The 19,510-nt window shown below is 30.4% G+C and carries 20 protein-coding genes; 7 read left to right on the top strand and 13 right to left on the bottom strand.

Annotated features, from left to right (window positions below; all coding sequences use genetic code 11):
- Positions 1-63: 63 nt before the first annotated feature.
- From ACYEKI_RS02710 to ruvX, 5 genes are all read right to left on the bottom strand, one after another.
- Entirely contained in the window at positions 64-879 is an 816-nt protein-coding gene (locus ACYEKI_RS02710) for a hypothetical protein (RefSeq protein ID WP_459209619.1), read from the bottom strand.
- A gap of 120 nt (positions 880-999) precedes the next feature.
- Positions 1,000-1,518: a hypothetical protein gene (locus ACYEKI_RS02705; RefSeq protein ID WP_459209618.1), complete on the bottom strand. Its 519-nt coding sequence runs from the start codon at positions 1,516-1,518 to the stop codon at positions 1,000-1,002.
- A 143-nt stretch (positions 1,519-1,661) separates the two neighbouring features.
- Positions 1,662-2,087 carry a DUF5606 family protein gene (locus ACYEKI_RS02700; protein WP_459209617.1) on the bottom strand — a complete coding sequence of 142 codons (426 nt, stop codon included), beginning with the start codon at positions 2,085-2,087 and terminating at the stop codon, positions 1,662-1,664.
- A 74-nt stretch (positions 2,088-2,161) separates the two neighbouring features.
- On the bottom strand, positions 2,162-2,752 hold the full coding sequence (gene def / locus ACYEKI_RS02695; protein ID WP_459209616.1) for a peptide deformylase: 591 nt from the start codon (positions 2,750-2,752) through the stop codon (positions 2,162-2,164).
- Between the two features lie 49 nt (positions 2,753-2,801).
- Entirely contained in the window at positions 2,802-3,209 is a 408-nt protein-coding gene (gene ruvX, locus ACYEKI_RS02690) for a Holliday junction resolvase RuvX (RefSeq protein ID WP_459209615.1), read from the bottom strand.
- A 161-nt stretch (positions 3,210-3,370) separates the two neighbouring features.
- Between ruvX and ACYEKI_RS02685 the strand changes: the two genes are divergently transcribed.
- Together ACYEKI_RS02685 and ACYEKI_RS02680 are read left to right on the top strand one after the other, a co-directional pair.
- The gene (locus ACYEKI_RS02685; RefSeq protein WP_459209614.1) at positions 3,371-4,186 is read left to right on the top strand and encodes a 2,3,4,5-tetrahydropyridine-2,6-dicarboxylate N-succinyltransferase; all 816 of its coding nucleotides are present in this window, start codon (positions 3,371-3,373) and stop codon (positions 4,184-4,186) included.
- A 91-nt stretch (positions 4,187-4,277) separates the two neighbouring features.
- Positions 4,278-6,158: a glycosyltransferase family 9 protein gene (locus ACYEKI_RS02680; RefSeq protein ID WP_459209613.1), complete on the top strand. Its 1,881-nt coding sequence runs from the start codon at positions 4,278-4,280 to the stop codon at positions 6,156-6,158.
- A gap of 11 nt (positions 6,159-6,169) precedes the next feature.
- On the opposite strand, the gene smpB is transcribed toward ACYEKI_RS02680, so the two are convergent.
- Together smpB and ACYEKI_RS02670 are read right to left on the bottom strand one after the other, a co-directional pair.
- Positions 6,170-6,634: an SsrA-binding protein SmpB gene (gene smpB / locus ACYEKI_RS02675; protein ID WP_459209612.1), complete on the bottom strand. Its 465-nt coding sequence runs from the start codon at positions 6,632-6,634 to the stop codon at positions 6,170-6,172.
- Between the two features lie 102 nt (positions 6,635-6,736).
- A complete protein-coding gene (locus ACYEKI_RS02670) occupies positions 6,737-7,093 on the bottom strand; it encodes a DUF3887 domain-containing protein (protein WP_459209611.1) in 357 nt (118 codons plus the stop codon).
- 144 nt (positions 7,094-7,237) lie between these two features.
- On the opposite strand from ACYEKI_RS02670, the gene ACYEKI_RS02665 reads away from it, so the two are divergent.
- Positions 7,238-7,996, top strand: coding sequence for a DUF6503 family protein (locus tag ACYEKI_RS02665; RefSeq protein WP_459209610.1), 759 nt, complete (start codon positions 7,238-7,240; stop codon positions 7,994-7,996).
- Between the two features lie 34 nt (positions 7,997-8,030).
- On the opposite strand, the gene ACYEKI_RS02660 is transcribed toward ACYEKI_RS02665, so the two are convergent.
- Positions 8,031-8,732, bottom strand: a complete 702-nt coding sequence (locus tag ACYEKI_RS02660; RefSeq protein WP_459209609.1) for a T9SS type A sorting domain-containing protein — start codon at positions 8,730-8,732, stop codon at positions 8,031-8,033.
- Between the two features lie 971 nt (positions 8,733-9,703).
- Positions 9,704-12,298 carry a T9SS type A sorting domain-containing protein gene (locus tag ACYEKI_RS02655; protein ID WP_459209608.1) on the bottom strand — a complete coding sequence of 865 codons (2,595 nt, stop codon included), beginning with the start codon at positions 12,296-12,298 and terminating at the stop codon, positions 9,704-9,706.
- 180 nt (positions 12,299-12,478) lie between these two features.
- Between ACYEKI_RS02655 and ACYEKI_RS02650 the strand changes: the two genes are divergently transcribed.
- From ACYEKI_RS02650 to ACYEKI_RS02635, 4 genes are read left to right on the top strand one after another with little or no spacing between them, the layout of a single operon-like run.
- Positions 12,479-13,270, top strand: a complete 792-nt coding sequence (locus ACYEKI_RS02650; protein WP_459209607.1) for a tRNA pseudouridine synthase A — start codon at positions 12,479-12,481, stop codon at positions 13,268-13,270.
- A 60-nt stretch (positions 13,271-13,330) separates the two neighbouring features.
- The gene (locus ACYEKI_RS02645) at positions 13,331-13,687 is read left to right on the top strand and encodes a cupin domain-containing protein (protein ID WP_459209606.1); all 357 of its coding nucleotides are present in this window, start codon (positions 13,331-13,333) and stop codon (positions 13,685-13,687) included.
- A 25-nt stretch (positions 13,688-13,712) separates the two neighbouring features.
- Positions 13,713-14,186 carry an SRPBCC family protein gene (locus ACYEKI_RS02640; protein WP_459209605.1) on the top strand — a complete coding sequence of 158 codons (474 nt, stop codon included), beginning with the start codon at positions 13,713-13,715 and terminating at the stop codon, positions 14,184-14,186.
- Entirely contained in the window at positions 14,165-14,590 is a 426-nt protein-coding gene (locus ACYEKI_RS02635; protein WP_459209604.1) for an SIMPL domain-containing protein, read from the top strand. Before ACYEKI_RS02640 ends, ACYEKI_RS02635 begins: the two co-directional genes overlap by 22 nt.
- A 46-nt stretch (positions 14,591-14,636) precedes the next feature.
- Here the strand turns inward: ACYEKI_RS02635 and ACYEKI_RS02630 are convergent, their stop codons facing one another.
- The 4 genes from ACYEKI_RS02630 to ACYEKI_RS02615 all read right to left on the bottom strand — a co-directional run bounded on the left by ACYEKI_RS02630 (position 14,637) and on the right by ACYEKI_RS02615 (position 19,463).
- Positions 14,637-15,602, bottom strand: a complete 966-nt coding sequence (locus ACYEKI_RS02630) for a PI-PLC domain-containing protein (RefSeq protein ID WP_459209603.1) — start codon at positions 15,600-15,602, stop codon at positions 14,637-14,639.
- 16 nt (positions 15,603-15,618) lie between these two features.
- Entirely contained in the window at positions 15,619-16,515 is an 897-nt protein-coding gene (locus tag ACYEKI_RS02625) for a hypothetical protein (RefSeq protein WP_459209602.1), read from the bottom strand.
- Positions 16,516-16,518: 3 nt separating this feature from the next.
- A complete protein-coding gene (lanKC, locus tag ACYEKI_RS02620) occupies positions 16,519-19,227 on the bottom strand; it encodes a class III lanthionine synthetase LanKC (RefSeq protein WP_459209601.1) in 2,709 nt (902 codons plus the stop codon).
- Between the two features lie 107 nt (positions 19,228-19,334).
- A complete protein-coding gene (locus ACYEKI_RS02615; protein WP_459209600.1) occupies positions 19,335-19,463 on the bottom strand; it encodes a SapB/AmfS family lanthipeptide in 129 nt (42 codons plus the stop codon).
- Positions 19,464-19,510: the final 47 nt, after the last annotated feature.

Raw genomic sequence — 19,510 nt, 5'->3', positions numbered from 1 at the left:
GATAAAAAGAAGAAAGGCTAATCAATTATTTGATTAGCCTTTCTTGTATAATATAATAAAGTATTATAAATATTGAGCCCAAAAATCAACTGCGTTAGTGTTAAATGGCGTACCACAATGTCCTTCACCACCTAATGGATCAGGAGTAAAAACAGTAAAACCTTTATTGCGATAATACTCAATACTACGTTCGATAGACGGTACTAAGAAATCTCCAGAACCATAATCATAATTGATAAAGATTTTTGATGTAAAATCGGTTTGAGTTGTAGGATCCCATACAAAATCACGATCCTCTGGATTATTTGCACCACAAGCTATATGATAAGAACCTTGATAAAGATGACCAGTAGCTGGAATAAAATCATCGGTAAGATACCAAGCACCACCTGATACACCTATAAAAAACATATTATTTGTAGGCAAATCATAAAGATTAACAAAAGCATCAATTACATCAGTAACACCTTCTGCACCATTTTTCTTTGCCCAGCTGCGTATAGGACCTCTATCAGTATCTTTATAAGTATTTGCATGAATGGCAAGAAGGATAACATCGTTTGCCTGAGCAAACTCTGTTTGAGCAAATAAACCAGATAAATTAGGTCTTTCTGATCCGTCACCATGAAAATATACAGCTAATCGTTTTGGAGTACCTTGAGGTAACGCATAAGCTAATTCATAATCTCCAACTTGAGTATTACAAACAGTAGTATTAGAGATCATACCTTCTGTACCACATTCGATAGCAACAATTTCATTATCATTAGTATTATTATTTCCATCTGTAGTCTCGTCGTCATCACCAGAACATGAAATGCTAAATGTAGATAGCATTAAGAATAATAAAAAAGGAATTAAGGGGAATCTTTTTTTCATTTAAAATAGGGGTTTAAGTTAATTTAATGCGACCCCAAAATATAAAAAAGAAAAGAATCTAAGAGTGATTAGTTTTATTGGAATTTATTTAAAAAAGTTTATGAAAGATTAAACCTTATTTTAAAATTGATAACGGAAACCTAGAGCAATATCAAAATTAAGATCATCATCATAATTGTTGAAATTTATCTCTGGTCTAAAATCTAACGAAATAAGTAAAGGGAAATCAAAATGATATTCAATACCGATGTCACCTGCAATAAGTGCAAAAACTTCATCATCGTTGCGATCAATTCGATCTTCATCAACATCAATTAACCCTACACCAACTCCGGGACCTACAAACCAATTAAAATTCCCCTCGATAGGAAAAACCCATTGATAAACACCTACAGATCTTATCGCATCAAAATCACGCTTATCTCTCCAACCCAAGTTGAATTCTAAACGATTATTAGAAAAGATTGCACGTTGATATGATATTTCAGCACCAAAACCATCATTATCACCTAGGCGTAAACCTATAGCGTTTTCTGCTATTTCTTGTGAAAAAGATGAATTGAAAAATAAGCAAAAAAATAGGACGCTTAAGTATAAAGAAAAATTTGAATTGGTTGTTTTTGATTTGTAATGAATCATAACGTATAGATATAATTAGTTGTAATGATAACGTAGACTAATCAAAAATAATATACAGTAAAGTAGAAGTTTGATGTTAAAATAGTATCAATAAAAAATGGTTACTTGTATCAAGTAACCATTTTAGTATAAGAAAATAAGTGTTATTCTTCTTCTTGAGTAGCTGCTGTAGCTGTTTCAGGTTCAGAGAAATCGGTAAATCCTTTTCCGTGTAAAATGTTGTACCATTGCACTACTTTTTTAATATCACTAGGGTAAACACGATCTACATCATAGTCAGGAAGAATTTCACTAAAATAAGCAGTAAGTTTATCTTTTGATTCTTTATGACTAATGGTTTGAGCTCCGTTTTCTTTCTCTTTAATACGATTAAATACTTCTCTTAAAGGCATCTCTTCTGTGTAAGTATAAATAGCGATTTCACTCAATACACTCACGTTATGGCGCATATTTATAGCAGTACGTTTTCCGTCAGCCAATGATTCTGCAACAAAACCTCCACGAGTTTGTGCTTTTAATTCATATAATCCAGGTTTACCTGAAATAGCTAAAATTTTATCTAAACTCATATATCTTTAAATTCTAAATATTTTTTATTCAAGGCGGCAAATATCAATAGTTTGCCATTAAAAATCAAAAAAAATTAACGTCCTTTTTTTGCTAAAGGAAAGCGCATACGATAATCAACACGTATTTTTCCTGAAGAAATGTTATTTAATTTTCCTTTGATTAAACGCTTTTTTAAACTAGATAGTTTATCAGTGAATAAAATTCCTTCAATATGGTCGTATTCGTGTTGAATTACACGAGCAGCAAGACCACTATAAGTTTCTACATGTTCGTTAAAATTAATATCGTAATAACGAATTTTTATAGTTTCTTTTCTAAAAACATCTTCTCTAATATCCGGAATACTCAAACATCCTTCATTAAAAGCCCATTCTTCACCTGTTTCTTCAATAATTTCAGGATTAATAAAAGGTTTTTTTAATGTTTTTAAAACAGCAGCTTCTTCTTCAGAGATTTCATCATCTTCGGCAAAAGGTTCTGCATCCACAATGAATAAACGAATAAGTAAACCTATTTGTGGAGCAGCTAATCCTACACCATGAGCATTATACATTGTTTCAAACATATTATCTAGTAACTCTGTAAAGTTTGGATAATCTTTGGTGATGTCTTTTGCTTTTTTTCTTAATACAGGATCTCCGTATGCAACAATTGGTAAAACCATGTGATATTATCTAAAATGAATTAATGTAATATTGATTATTTCAAGAAAATTATCGGTTATATAAATAATCTTGAAGTATTATAGTAGCACTAATTTGATCTACTAGTGCTTTATTTTGTCTTTTCTTCTTTGATATTCCACTAGCAAGCATAGTGTTAAATGCTATTTTTGAAGTAAAACGTTCATCAATTCTTTTAATCGGAATTGAAAAAGTAGTATTGAGTTTTTTGATGAATGGTTTAATTAAAGCTTCACTTTGAGACGCTTCACCATGAAGACGTTTGGGTTCACCTATGATAAAAAGCTCAACTTCTTCTTTTGAAGTATATTCTTTTAGCCAATCCAAAAGAACTTTAGTATCAACAGTAGTTAAACCAGAGGCAATAATTTGAGATTCATCAGTAACAGCAATTCCACATCTCTTACTTCCATAATCTATAGCTAGAATACGTGCCATGAAAAATTTTTTGCAAAAATAGAATTTATATTGGAAGAATAGAAATATTGAGTGATTTCAATTAAATATAGTCAAAATTAATACTAGAAATGAATAGTATTTTATAGAACTGAATTATAAATAATTCAATTGAAGCCTTATCTTTACCACAAAAAAAGATAATGAATCAATTGCAAGAGCTTATTGAAAAAGCATGGGAAGATAGATCCTTATTAAAAGAAGATAGTACACAAAATGCTATTCGCGAGGTAGTTTCACTTTTGGATAGTGGAGAATTACGTGTTGCAGAACCAGTAGAAGGAGGTTGGCAAGTAAACGAATGGGTAAAAAAAGCAGTGGTATTATATTTCCCTATTCAAAAAATGGAAACATTAGAAGCGGGAATTTTTGAATACCACGATAAAATTCCATTAAAAAGAGGATATGAAGCAAAAGGAATAAGAGTAGTTCCTAATGCTGTAGCTAGACATGGAGCATATATTTCAGCAGGAACTATCTTAATGCCTAGTTATGTTAATATAGGAGCATATGTAGACGAGGGAACTATGGTTGATACATGGGCTACAGTAGGAAGTTGTGCTCAAATAGGAAAAAATGTACATTTGAGTGGAGGAGTTGGTATAGGTGGTGTTTTGGAACCATTACAAGCAGCACCTGTAATTATTGAAGATAATGCTTTTATAGGATCTAGATGTATAGTTGTAGAAGGTGTAAAAGTTGAGAAAGAAGCCGTTTTAGGAGCGAATGTTGTGCTTACAGCGTCTACAAAGATTATAGATGTAACAGGAGATGAACCTGTTGAAATGAAAGGTATAGTGCCTGCTAGATCAGTAGTTATTCCAGGAAGCTATGCAAAAGAGTTTGCTGCAGGAACATACAATGTGCCATGTGCGTTAATTATAGGTAAGAGAAAAGAGAGTACCAACAAAAAAACTTCTTTAAATGATGCGTTACGTGAATATGACGTAGCTGTATAATAGAAAAGAAAAGTATATAATATTACAAAAGCCTATATATAAACAATACTTTATATGTAGGCTTAGCATTTTTATAAAGTTATAATAGTCTATGAAAATATTAGTGATTCAACAAAAAATGATAGGAGACGTGCTAACCAGTACAATCATATGTGAAGCCTTGAAAGAGAAATATCCTAATGCAACTATAGATTATTTAGTCAATTCTAGCACTTTACCTGTAATAAAAGAACATCCTAATTTGGGTAATGTAATTCATTTTTTACCAGAATATAGAGAAAGTAGAAAAGCTTTTTATAGTTTTTTGAAGCAGATAAAGAATGAACAATATGATATGGTGATTGATGCATATGGAAAGCTAGAGAGTAATATTATTACCTATTTTTCTAAAGCAAAAGAAAAAATTTCTTTTAAAAAATGGTATACTCAATTTTTATATACCAAAACGATTGATCGTGAACTAGATGCGTTAACTAATGCAAGTACAGCTATAGAGAATAGATTACGACTTGTATTTGATGAAGAAGAAATAGTAAAGCGCATAAAACAACCTAAAATTTATCTTACTAAAGAAGAAAAAGAGAATGCTAAAAAATACTTAGAGAGTAATGGTATTTCTAATGAATCTCCTTTAATAATGATAAGTGTTTTAGGTAGTGAAAAAGAAAAGACATTACCTTTTGAAAAAATGGCTATGGTGATTGATGAGGTAGCTAGAGGTACAAAGGCTTCTATTTTATATAATTATATACCGAGCCAAGAAGCAGATGCAAAAAAAATATATGATTTAACTAACTCACAAACACAGCAACAAACGTATTTTAACGTTTTTGGAAAAAGTTTAAGAGAGTTTATAGCTTTGTTATCTCAATGTGATGCTTTGATAGGTAATGAAGGAGGAGCAGTTAATATGGCAAAAGCTCTAGATAAACCAACTTTTACCATTTTTTCACCTTGGATAGTTAAGAAAGATTGGAATATGTTTGAAGATGGAAAAAAGCATATGTCAGTACATTTAGCAGATCATATACCTTATGTATACACAACTCAAGATAGAAAAGAATTAAGATCATTATCGTTAAAATTCTATACCTATTTTGAACCTCGTTTTTTTATGCCAGATCTTCAAGATTTCTTAGGTAAAAACTTTAAATTTGCACCCCCAAAAAATGAATTAGTCATCGATACAAAATCAAAAAATAAGCAAAAAATAACTGCTATAATACCTACTTTTAATGAAGCTCATAATATCAAGGAGGTTCTAGAATCTGTGACTTTTGCAGATGAAATTATGGTAGTTGATTCGTATAGTACAGATACTACTGTTGAAATAGCAAAACAATATACAGATTTTATATTACAAAGAGAATTTGATTATCCAGCTTCACAAAAGAATTGGGCGATACCACAAGCTACTCATGAATGGATTCTTTTAGTTGATGCAGATGAGCGCGTTACACCAGAATTGAAAACTGAAATTATTAAAGTTTTAGAAGAAGAACCAGGAAAAGATAATATTACAGGATATTGGATCAAAAGACGTAATCACTTTATGGGTAAACGTGTAAGATTCAGTGGATGGCAAAACGATAAAGTGATACGATTGTTTATGAGAGATCACTGTCGATATGAAGATAAGCAAGTTCATGAAGAAATTGAAACAGATGGAAGACTGGTATTTTTAAAAAATAGATTTTATCATAATACTTATACGACATTAGATGCGCATATGAAAAAGTTAAATCGTTATGCAACATGGCAGGCTAATGATTATGATAAAAAAACAGGATTATTAACGCCATATCATTTCATCTTAAAACCTATGTGGAGTTTCTTTAAACATTATATTTTACAACAAGGTTTTAGAGATGGAGTAGTAGGTTTTGTGATTGCATATATACAATCGTATTCTGTCATGATGAGATATATTAAATTATGGATGCTAAGACATCATAAAAAAACCGAGCAATAAGCTCGGTTTTTTTAGTTATATGCTTTTTTTACGCGATCGAGATCTCTTTTGTTATCTCTATCTTTCATTGTTTGTCGTTTGTCATACATCTTTTTACCTCTTGCGAGAACGATATCAACTTTGGCAAGTCCTTTATCATTAATGTATAATCGTGTTGGAATAATAGTTAAGCCTGAATTTTTTACTTCTTTTTCCAATTTTCTTAATTCTTTTCGATTTAAAAGTAATTTGCGTTCGTTTTTAGGACGATGATTAAAATAAGTTGCATGTGAATATTCTTCAATATGCATATTAATAACAAATAATTCATTGTTATTGAATTCGCAAAAACTTTCTGCTATAGAAGCTTTTCCATCACGAATTGATTTTATTTCGGTACCAGCAAGAACAATACCTGCAGTGTAACGATCTAAAAATTCGTATTCAAATTTAGCTTTACGATTGAGTATATTTATGGTATTATTTTTTTTCTTCATTAATGGATTTTAATAAAATTTATTTACCCTAAAAAACTAGAACTAAAATCGAAATGTATTTAGGAAAGGCTACAAAAATACAAAGCTTAAATGAAAAAGTATTTATAATTCGTCAAAAACAATACCTGTAATTTTATGAACAGCATCAATTTGTAATTCTAAAGATAAAGTTCCTTTATCAAAAACAATATGGTAAATATGAACACCTTCTTGAGCACTTACAAATTTGTGACTTTTGATGTTTCCAAATTGTTTATGCATACCATTAATAAATTGGGTTGCATTTTCTAATGGCATATATTCTTTCATTTCGTTAGAATATAAATCATGTACGCCAGTTACATTTTCAGCATTAAACTGTTCTGAAAAAGCGGTTAAGACTTTATCATAAACAGTAGTGTCTTGCGCCATAGCAGGGCGTGAAAGACACAAGAATAAAATTAAAATTAAGTATCTCATGGGGGTATAATTTTTTTCTATCGCAAAATAGAGATCTTTTTGACATTAAAAAAATCAATTTTATCATTTGCTAATAAAATATTAACAAAATTATGATATTTTTTACGCCGATTAACACGTATTTTAACCCCCAAAATAAAGTATATGAAAAAGATAATAATTGGTGTTTCAATTATATTAGGTCTAATGGCATGTAATTCTAAAAAAGAAGAAAAACTTACAGCACAGGATATAATTGACAAGACTATATTAGAAGCAGGAGGAACTAAATATGAGCATTCAAAAAAAGCGTTTGTATTTAGAAAAAAGAAATATTTAGGAACTCATGAAAATGGAAAATATTTATTAGAACGAATCATAAAAGACTCTGTAAGAACAATACATGATAAATTAAGTAATAATGGATTAGAGCGTAGTGTTAATGATAGTATAATTAAAGTGCCAGATTCTTTAATTACAAGAGTCAGTGATGGTGTAAATTCTGTTCATTATTTTGCCTATCTACCTTATGGATTGAATGCTCAAGCAGTAAATAAAAAACTAGTAGGAGAAACTATAATTAATAATAATCCATATTATGAAATTGAAGTAAGTTTTAATCAAGAAGGAGGAGGAACAGACTATGAAGATGAATTTATGTATTGGATACATAAGGATAAATATACGGTAGATTTTTTAGCCTATAAGTACGCAGTTAATGGAGGAGGAATACGATTTAGAGAAGCTTATAATGCTAGAAATATTAATGGATTAAGATTTGTTGATTATAAAAATTATAAAACAGATGATTTAAAAACTGAGTTACATGTTTTAGATAGTTTGTTTGGAAATGATCAATTAAAATTATTATCAAAAATAGAACTTGAAGATATACAAGTTGATTTAACATCAGAATGTTGTTAAAGTAAAAAAGGAGGTTTAACCTCCTTTTTTTATGTTATTGTTTTACAATTTTAAATGTACGTTTTCCTATTTGAGGAGATGTCATAGACAAAAAATAAATACCCGTATTAAGTTGTGAAACATTTATTTTATTATTTGAAATCGTTTTAGTTATAACTCGTTTTCCTGATAAGGTATAGATTGAGTATGAAAGTTGTTGCTTAGGGTAATTTGTATAAATGTCAATATAACTTCTAATTGGATTTGGACTAATACGTAACTTTGTATGTTGTTGATTAAATCGTGGAGTACTTAATACTTCGTTCCCATAAACTAATAAGCTTCCATTTGAAGCCGTTAAAGTCAATGAAGTATTTGTATTGGATAATACGTATGAAAATGGAGTTTGATCACTTAAGATAGATAAATAGTTAGAGTCAAAAGTACTGACTTGATTATCTGAACAAACAGCAAGAGTTTGATTAATTGAAGCTAAGTTTATTTCAGCAGTATCAGAAAGTGTATACTCTCCAAAAAACTCATTACAAGTACTTAATCCTCTTAATATTAAGTTTGATGTTAAATTTGAAACTTCAGAAGTAAATATGATATTAGGTTGATTATTCGTTGTATTAGGAATATAAGTTTTGATCCCGTTGGTTTCTATATAATGTAAAAACCATTCTCCTTCTAATGGATGTTGACTGTAAGTAAGCAAAGGAACAAGTAAGGCTAAAATTGAGTAGATTTTTTTCATGGTTAAGTTTTGGTTTAAATGATTTATGTGATGTAAAAAATTACATTCTTGGGGGAAGAAATACACTTTGTAATGTACATAATATTTTACTATTAATTATTTGTTAAGTTGTTAACTTATTGTAAATAAATTAAATATACGGTTTAACCGTTTTGGAATTATGTGATTTTTTTACTACATTTAGTATTGCTAATAGATAATAACATAAGCATTTGAATTTGAAAAAGGATTACATGATGTATTTTGCAGCTATATGACGACAGTGTTGATTATTTTAATTATAGAATGGGGACTATAATTGATTAAAATAATATACAGATGTAATACCTAATTTTGGCCAAAAAAGAAGAGATTAGATGGGGTAAATCTCTTCTTTTGGGCTAATTAAAAATTAATAAAGAGATTTTATATAAAAAAACTACGTTAATTAAAACGTAGTTTTTCATTTTTATGATAGCAGTAAATAACTATAGAATAAACTTACTAACTAAACTATCAAAGTAGTAGTGTTGTGATTTAGTAGAATATATCTTCATGGCAAAAATGTAATTATTTTGAGGTTTTTATGTAAAGAGAATATTATCTATTTATTAACAAGTATGAAATGTGAAACTTTCTATTTAAATGAATTTTTACAGGTATAGGCTTAAAATATAGTATGTTAAATAGATTGTAGGGATATTAATATAAAATTAATTTTCCCATAATATTATTACGGTTTATAAATAGTAGTTTTAACTAATCAGTATACAAGACAATTGATATTCTCAAACTTAAACCTGTTTATAAGAAATAATTAAGCATTTTGTTAAAGATGAAACACAAACAAGTTCCTTCATTCTTAGTTTTTTCAAAAAACTTATTTCATCTTTTGCTTATAAGAAGGTATTAAATTGTATACTCTTTAAATACTAAAAAGGAGAGAACATTTGTGTTCTCTCCTTGTATTTTGAATATAGATTAAAAGACTATTATTTGATGATGATAAAAGAACCAGTATACTTTTTACTTTGATCATCTATGCTATACAAATAAGTTCCTGGTTTGAGTTGTGTACGAAAGTCAATAGCAGTTTTTTTAGTTTTAAAAACTTCTTGATAAACAAGTTGACCAGTAATGGTATATACCTGTAAAGAAAAATTTGATTGAATTTCTTCAGGAATTTTAATCGTAGTTTTAGAGATAAATGGATTAGGATATACACTAGTTTTATCATGAGATTTTGTGTTGTTAATGGCAAGAGTAGTTAAATTTTGATTCTTCAAGAATTGTACATTATCAATTTCTATTGCAAAAGGTGAAAAAGACTGATAATTTCCATGAGTAGAAAAAACAATACTTTTTATACTTTGTATAACTGAAGTTTGTTGATTACCATCTTTAAAAGAAGAAAAAGGAAGCGTTATAGTCTGTTTAACAGTATTAGGCGGAATAGTAACTCGCATACGATTATTCCAATTTGATAAACCTTCTGTTACTAAAATAACCTCAAGAGGCTTATCATTTAATACGTCAAAAGAAATAGCTTCATACGAACTGCTATTGAAAGTTTGATCTCCTGGAAGAATAGTTCTAAAGACGTTAAAGGTCTCTTTAAGTTGTCCTTGAGTAATAATATTACGTTCAATTTTAAAAGAGTTGGATGTAGGTATATTGAGGTCTGAATTAACAGTGAAATTATTTAATTGAACTTGATCTTTAAGATAGTCAATACCCCATGGGCCATCTGCAAGATATAAGGTATCATAATTAGTATCTATATCATTATGAATAGCAATCCCCGCATCAAAAAGTGTATTGACATCGACAGTAATATATTCTTGAGAGTCGCCAGTAAGTGATATCGTTTCAAAAAAAGCTTCGGTAGCAGTAGCAGTTTCTGTACGGCGAATAGTTGACTGTATATTAGCTGTAGATGCTCCAGAAGTATTTAATAAAGAAAGATGTAATTTACCATTGTGATAAATACCACTTTGAACAATAACACTAGGAATAGCATCTGTCGCTATAGCACTAGTTATAGGTTTTTCTTGTTGTAGTGTATTTAACGTATGAGTGGCTAATGCTTTGACTTGAGCAGTTGAATTCCCCCAGAATTGAAAATTTTTATAATCACCTGTTGGATATTGATCAATATTCCAGAAACTATGTAATTCATAAGAAGTACCTTTATCTATAACAGAGAAACTTAGTACATATTCGGTAGCACCATTAGCTTTTCTTATAATAGGGTGGATAATTTGATGACCGTTAAGCATGGTTGTCGTTAGTTGTTGAACAGAAGATCCATTAAGGCGGTCGCAAATAGTCTTGGTATGATTATAAACGTGATTAGAGGTTTGTGTAGCCAAACCTACACCTACACGTTGTTGATCTTGATAATAGTCAATGGCAAAAACAGCATTTGCATTAGTGATTTGAATAAGGTCTGAAGGAGTAGAAACATAGGATGTCTCAGTTCCTTGTAAACCAGTATCAGAAAAATAGATATCAAGCCCAGCATTAACCGAATTATTTTTGACTGTAACAGTACGATCAAAAGTATATTGTGTCTTTTGTGTATTAGCATAAGAGTTGGTTGTACTACGAGTGTGATTACGTTGAGCAATAAGAGAAGCTAGATCACCATTACTTTCTAAACCACCATCATTACCCGAAGATACAGAAGGAATTTGCACCTGATTTAAAGCATAAAAATTGTCTTTTTTTAGCGCTTCGGGGGTCGAGGTAGAAATAGCAAAAATATTATCATTAAAATCATTAGCATCTGCAGAATAGTTATGTATTCCTTGATCAGGAGTCGTTGCAGTCTCAATGAACATTAATAGTTGATCTTTAAGAGGATCTGATAAGAAAATGTATTTTTGAGGAACAGGATCTATTAAACCATATCTTTCTTCTTTATCGTCTAGTACCTTTTGATGTATAGCAGGAGTACTATAAACATTATAACCAAAACGTAAAAAATTACTAGAAGAATTTTCACCATTGCCATAAAAACTCCATCCATATCGTATTACAAGAAAGCCTATGGCAGTATTTGCTGGAAAGTGACCTATACTTATTTTATCTCCTGGTTGGAGCGCACCTCTATATACTTTTTTAGCTGAAGTGGTATTAGGGAAAATAATTGTAATATCTTCTGCACTGGGAGAATCTGTAAGTGGATTATTAGGATCATATGTATAATATGCTAGCGCATTTCTAATAGAATAATGATCATTATTCTCTATAAATCTAACAAAGACTTCGGTATCTTTTGTAATAAGTATATCACTATCTAAATGAGACTCTAAAAGGTGAGGGTTATGAAAAGGAACTCCTCTTTTTGAATATTCATAATTAGGAATAACATCTTCGGGGAATGCTCTATACAAATAATCCAAAGTATAGGGATGGATAGGCTCATTAGTCATCCCTTCTGGAACTCCCCATAAGCTATAATTAGCAACAATATTATAATCGTTTATATCATCGTGATAAGGGTAACTATAAAGTTGTGAATGCATATGGAATACTATAGCACATAAAAAAAGGATTGATAAAAAAGTTTTTTTTGTTTTCATGATATGTTATTTGATTGGTTTTAAATTATTTAAAGGTATGAAAGAGATGGCTTTTACGGTTGCAGCTAAGAAGTAATAAATAGCAGTAAATACCATAGAAATTATAAAAATGAATAGCTTATTGAACTGTCTTGTAGGATCAAAGTGATTTTAGCATCTTTGCGATCTTAAATAAAGGGAATGCAACGCAAACGTTTTTACTACATTATAGAATTACAATACTTAGGATTTAGATTTCATGGGTGGCAAAAGCAACCTCAAGTCAATACGTTACAACGTATGGTTGAGCGAACACTTTCTTATGTACTGGAAGATAGACGTTATAAAATATTAGCTACAGGGAGAACAGATGCAAAAGTATCTGCAAATCAAACGGCTATAGAGTTGTTTGTTGAACAAGAACCATTAGATATAGAAAGTTTTTTTCCGTTATTTAATAAAAACTTACCACAAGATATTAGAGCATTAACTATTAAAGAAACAGATGCAAAATTTAATATCATACAACATCCCAAAGTAAAAGAATATTTATATCTATTTGCTTTTGGAGAAAAATTCCATCCATTTTGTGCGCCGTTTATGTACAATTATATGAATGATCTTGATATCATATTAATGCAAGAAGCGGCAGCATTATTTGTAGGAAAACACGATTATAGATCCTATTGTCATAGACCCAATGAACATACAATCACGACGGGAGAGATTCTTACATGTGAGATTGTTAAGAATACGATATACACGGCTAATTTTTTTCCAGAAAATAGTTATGTGTTGAGAGTAAGAGGAGCAGGATTTAAACGTAATCAAATACGTTTGATGATGGGAGTATTATTTGATTTAGGTAGTGGTAAAGTAACGCTTGATTTTATTAAAAAGACACTGGATCCTACTCAAGAAAAAATAACCTTAGAACATATCGTACCTGGCTCGGGATTGATTTTAAATGAAGTTCGTTTTTTAGAGGAATAAACTTAATAAATGATAAATAACTCTTTTCTATAAAGAGAGAATTATAGTAATAAATACAAAATGAAAATATCTAAAGAGAATAGTGAGCACTATAATTGGGGTGCTAATTGTAGTGGATGGCATTTTGTTAGCTCTAAAAATTTAAGTGTTATAGAAGAATTAATGCCTCCTAATACTTCAGAAGTGAAGCATTATCATAATCATGCTGAGCAGTTTTTCTATATAATAAATGGAACAGCAACTTTTGAAGTTGAAAATGAAATATTTGAAATAAATAAAGGTGAAGGGATACATATAACTCCCAAAAAAATGCATAGAATAAAAAACAATACGTTAGAAGATTTAGAATTTATTGTTATTTCACAACCAACAACAAGAGGAGATAGAATAAACGAACCTTTTATAGAAAAGAAATAACTTAAATACTGTATAAAAGAAACTCATGCCTAGAATAGAATTAGAGACAATAATTAAAGCTGATAGAAAAATTGTTTTTGATCTTTCTAGAAGTATTGATTTGCATATGAAATCGACTGAATCTACTCATGAAACTGCTATTTCGGGAAAAACCAAAGGTTTGATAGGACTAAATGAAACAGTAACATGGAAAGCTAAACATTTAGGGGTTTATCAAAAGTTAACATCAAAAATAACTGAATATGAATATCCAAAATATTTTGTAGACGAAATGTTAAAAGGAATATTCAAGAGATTTCGCCACGAGCATTACTTTAAGAATATAGCAGAAGGAACGATAATGATAGATGTATTTGATTATGAAGCTCCGTTAGGTCTTTTAGGTAAAACAGCAGATAGGATTTTCTTGAAAAATTATATGAAGAATTTCCTTCTTAAAAGAAATTTAGTAATAAAAGATTTTGCCGAAACAGAGAAATGGAAAGAGCTTCTTATATAAAAGAAACTAAAAAGAATAAAAATTATGAGTTACTAGTCTATGATGCTAAAACAGTAGGTAAGGTCATATTAGGATTAGAAGCTATTGATATAGCTAATGTTTACATTGATAGCGCAGAATATTCAAAAATAGAAGATCTAAAAATAAAATTGAAACAAAAAGCTATTACTAAAGCAAAATTACAAGCAGAATCTTTATTAAAACCATTGAATCAAAACTTAGGAAAAGCAATCTATATTTCTGATTCAAATATGAATATAACTCATAGATTGAGAGGAAAAGCATTAGGCGTTAATGTTAGAAGCTTTTCTTCAATACAAGAAGCTAGTACAGAATCATTAAATATTGATTTTGAAAAAATAAAAGTTGAAAGTACAGTAAATGTAAACTTCATAATTGAATAGTAATAAATCCCTCAAAATTCATAATAAATTTTGAGAGATTTGTTTATCAAGCATATAAAAACGAATTAATATACATAGCGATTTCGGTTTGAAGTGAACTTGTAATATCATCACAATAAATGATATTAGGAAATTCTGTTTTTGAAATGCTATGTTCTAGTACCGATTTTAATTTATCATTAGCCTCATTGGCAAGTTGTTTTATACTTGATCCAGCAAAGACAGGTAAAGCACAACTTACAGCTTGACTTGCATCTTGAGTCAATGTCCATGATAATAAGAAATAGCGATGTTTTGCACATTCTTCTTTCATTTTCTTTAATTGATCTGCAATCATAGCATTGACATCATTTGTATCTGCATAGCTATTATAGGCATTAAAAGCACTGTATGAATAAAAACCTTTACCAATATAATTTTGCAGTGATACATCAGTGTTTTCTACAATGATAAGAACAGCAGCCTGTTGATTTCCTATAAAAAAATTAAGTGTTTGCTCAGTAAGAGCAGCAACGTCAATGGTAAAAAGATGATTAATCTTTAATAACTCAGCAAATAGCCCTTCCCATTCTTTTTGAGTAAAAGATTGATAATTGGTATTTCCCAAATCTGTGTTTAAAGAATGAGATAAATTAAGAATGATAAGTTCGTTATGCGAAGCCGTAAAGGTATTGATATTAGATACGATATCTTGAATAGATTCTCCATTTGCACCTTGCCAACTAGTAGAAAGTACTTTTGTATAATGTCCAGTATAATATTTTCCACTAGCAATTACTGGGCGAATATCAAAGTAGCGCATACCTAAATTAAGTTGCCCGAGAATATCATATGATTGTGTGACTGTATTACACTCATGAGCGCCTATAGTTCCGCCTATAGACATTTTATACATACCAGAATCGTGCGATCCTGTAATACACAATTGATTCAATTTTTTATCTCCGATAAGAGCGCGTTGTTCTTGCATCCACGAAGCAATATTTACAGTAGTAGTTACATGTGAGTTCATAATAATATAAGTTTGATTATAATCTTGAGTTTAAAGCATGAGTAATAAGTGTCTTGATATGATGAATTCTGCGATGTTCTTTGGCACATGCATTAGGATATCTTTTTCTAATTTCTTTCCATTGTGAGATAGGAAAAGTGGATAAGTAAAACACATCATAATCCTTTTCTGGAGTGTGTAAAATAGCAGTTTGTAAATCATCTTTACGAATCCATACACTAGTCAAAGAGACACGATAGCGATCGAGCACACTTTTAGGCAAACGCTCTAGTGGTTGAGATAATGGAGTTGACCCATGTAACAAATGGCTATTAAACTGTATACTTGTACCAGGAGTATAAGAAAACGAAGTAGGTTTTAAGCGATGTAAATCATAATGCACTGGAGCAGCACCTAATTGTTGTATTGTATGAAGGGTGTTAGGACTATGCTGAAAAAAGTGTCTATCACGAGTAGCCAAAGTTTCATAGAGTTCTTGATGATTAGGATATTGGTTATTTACGACAAAAATACCCAGATCAGTTTGGTTTAATTTTTTGAAATCATCTTTATAAATATTCGTCCATAACGTAAGCATTCTAGAAGCATAACCGTTTTTAGAAAAATAATGAATACCGCCATCTTGGTGTAAGTTTTGTATAGTAGCGACATCCTTTACACGTAATTTCCATAACGAAAAATACAATGGAACATAGTCTTTATAAATGGCAGGAAAAGCTTTTTGATAAAACGGAATCGTAGTATCATAAATCGAAATAAAATCTGATTGTTTGGTAATATCATTAGCTTTTTCTGAAGCTTTAAAATTGAAATCTGATTGCAACTTCTTTACCATACCCATATACGTACTACAAGAAGTATCATGTCTTTTTATGGCAATAGAAGGATCAAGAATAGGAATTGTAGTCAACATGAGTTAAATGATTTGATTTTCGGTTACAAAAGATGTAGAAGCTAAATCAGTAATATCTTTTTCTAGATAAGGATCAAAATAAGGTACGTTGATAGCACCTTTATGGACTAAACGATGAAGAAAAAGACCTATACCAGAAGACCCAGTGCCGTAATCGGTACATAAACGAGCTAGTTCTTCACCGGGAAATGCTATACCAGTGAGAGCATTATACCTATATAAAAGAATTCTATCTGCAATAGCATGAGCTTCTTTTAAATAAGATGAATTTGCAGTAATACGATACATATCCAATAAGAATTCACCTTGACCAGTCATACCAATAAATAATCCAGGAAGTAAACAATATTTACCTTGAATTGCATGAACTATTTTTTCTGACCAATCGAGATATTTTTTATCGTTTAATACTTCATAAAAACGAATGGATACCATACCTATTCCCACAGAGCCTAAACGCATATATGGATATTTTACTTTACCGCGATAACTCTTTCGCCATGCTAGACGATTCTCTATATATTCGGCTTTTTGATATTCATAATCCAGAAGCTGCTTGGCTAGCGTTAAATCTTTTTGATCCTGTGTAGTTTCAAATAATCTTAAATAAAACAAGGCTAAACCACTATTACCATGCAATAAACCAGAATATTGTTCCCCATCAGTATTTTTTAAATAGATACCTTCTTTATCGGTACAAAGGTGTTGTTTAATAATTGTAGCAGCTTCTTGTGCTTTTTGAAGATAAAAAGAGTTTTTTGTTTGATGATAAAAAAATAAACTCGTCAACCCCCATCCAGCGGCACCGTTAAAAATATCAGCACTTTGATTACGTAAAGGAGAAGTATAGGCCCAATCCATAGCCTCTTTCGCTTTAGCGGTATGACCTAAAGAAAATAAAGTCTGAGCTATACCAGCAGTACCAATAAATAAACCAGGAGGATACTGTTTTAAATCTGTAGACGAAAGCTGTTGCAATAAAGTTTGTGCTATAGTGGTATTAATATTAGATGAAGTTGCGTTTAAAAAATGAGCAATACCAGATATACCATAAGCAACACATAAGGAGTTAGCTGTATAAGCTCTATAGTTAACAGGAAAAAAGGTAGTAGGATGAGGTTGTTGTATAAACGTGAGAATGTGATCTTGGATTCCTTTTACAGTTGATGTTAATAGAGTAGATAATAAAGGAATTTGAATTGCTTTTTGAGGTATCGTAAAACCTTCAGTTTGTAGTTGACGTATAAATATTTTGGCTTGATAAATGTCTTTAGCTAAAAGCGAAATTAACCGTAGTAATTCTTTAGGTAATCTATGAGCCTCAATTAACGAAGTAAGGTAACGATCCTTGGCTTCTGGGTTTAACGCAAAGATATGACATATCGGAAGCAATAAATGAATAGCTATAAAACTAACAGCTTTCCAATCATTACTAAACTGAGGTTTAGTATTAGTATTTACAGTAAAACCTCTAGTGGTAATTTGTGTATAAAATTGATCCTCAACAGTATCATAAGTACCTTCAAAGTCGATAAGCTTAACACTTAAATCATCTTTGTGATATAAAATGTTTTGTGGAGCGAGATCGCCAATAACAATCCCTTTTTGATGTATTTTTTCTACTGTAGCAATAATGTTTTGTAATAGTGTTAAATAGCGATTACAAAATGTAGTGATATCACGATCAGTAGCATAACCTTTTATGATGATATTGTGTTTTTCCCAATCGGCATAACTACTCAAATTATAATATTCTATAAATTCAAGAACCAGAAAACGATGTTCCCATTCATAAAAAGAATCAATGACTCTAGGGACAACTTTTGTTTGAGATAAACGGTTTAATATATGTTCCTCATGTAATAAGCCTTTGATCGTATCTTTTTGTCCTTTTCGGTTTTCATTAATAAACGGACGAGCCTCTTTAATAATTACTTTTTCTTGAGTATGTGTATCTATAGCTAGATAAACACCACCTTTATTAGAGTGATCAGATACAGCTTCAGTTACTTCGTATCGATTATGTAATAGTGATGTTTCTGGATAATTTACAGCAGTTTCAAAAGGATCAGCAATACCTTCTGGTAATTGAAAATAAGGAGTACGGGTATCTTTAATCGTTTGTGCTGTATCAAAATAGTCTGCTTCTCGATCTCCTTGTACATCTTTTTTTGTAGTTCCTATAAAACTACCATAGCGATAAAATAAACATTTACTATCAGCATATGGTTTATCACTTAAAATATAAGGACCATAAAAAGTAGCAGTAACCTGATGTAAATCATGTAATAAGGTTTTAAAAGCAGCGGTAGAAGGAGGATAAATAGTAATAAACTTTCCCGAAGAAACTTTACTACAAGCCTGTCCGTTAAAATAATCATGTATTACTGGATCAACTAGCATTTTAAAAGCGACACGATGAGAAATTAAAATTTCAACTATTTTGGGTAAGGCTTGAGGAACGAGTTTGGATAATAAAGAAATATGAATTTTAAAACCGTGTGGAATTAAGGTATTTGCTTTAGGTTGTGCTACATACCATACAGCTCTACGTTTAAAGTTCCAATCTTCTGGGAGTGTTGTCGCTACTATATTATGATAGCTAGTATCTTGAATTTGATAATCACCTAAGCTAGTGTAGTATAACGGATGATTAAATAAGAAAGGAGACAAGTTTCCTTTGGTAATACGTCTTTCGATATTAGGACTCATAGATGTGAAGTTTAGTGGTTGTAGTAATGCAATAAGTGGAAAAGGGTGAAGTAAAAAATCCAAGAATGTTTGCGATCATTCTTGGATTTCTTTTGCTTGACAAGCGGTTAAGCAACACTAATTTGTGAGTCGCAGCATGGATCTGCACTGATTTGAGAATCGTGACATCCAGATCTGAAACCTGATTTTTCATCTTCACTAGTGTGTAAGCGCTGTAGGTTTAAAACATTCCACATAATAAATAGTTTTGAATTAATGATTTATTTTATTGATTCAAAGTTAG

Source organism: Aquimarina rhabdastrellae, from assembly GCA_947387485.1.
GTDB lineage: Bacteria > Bacteroidota > Bacteroidia > Flavobacteriales > Flavobacteriaceae > Aquimarina.
This window is presented reverse-complemented; position numbering and strand designations above follow the sequence as displayed.